This window comes from Stenotrophomonas sp. SrG (assembly GCF_050031795.1).
Lineage (GTDB): Bacteria > Pseudomonadota > Gammaproteobacteria > Xanthomonadales > Xanthomonadaceae > Stenotrophomonas > Stenotrophomonas rhizophila_A.
This window is the reverse complement of the sequence record NZ_JBNBBE010001472.1, coordinates 1-234: the sequence shown is the minus strand read 5'-3', so window position 1 is coordinate 234 and position 234 is coordinate 1. Positions and strand designations below refer to the sequence as shown.

The window sequence follows — 234 nt, the reverse complement described above, 5'->3', positions numbered from 1 at the left end:
CCAGAGGGACGCCACGGTAGGCCAGCCGTCCAGCTATGAGAACTCCTATGTAGAGCCAGGCGCGCAGGAGAAGATGCCGGGTGCCGGGACCTGCATCCCGCCCCCGCTCGTGGGACCCTGCCTGGGCAGCGTGGGCCGGTCGGCACTGGAGCGGCGCGACCCCCCGGCAGTGCCGGAGGCATCACGCGCGGGGTGGAACTGACGATAGCGCATCCACCGCCCCCACGCGTGGAG

At 71.8% G+C, this 234-nt stretch carries 1 protein-coding gene; it reads left to right on the top strand.

What is annotated here, in order from left to right; all coding sequences use genetic code 11:
* Nucleotides 1-202 (top strand): hypothetical protein (locus ACQG3P_RS24300; RefSeq protein WP_426806482.1); only part of this gene is annotated, 202 nt, incomplete at its 5' end.
* Nucleotides 203-234: the final 32 nt, after the last annotated feature.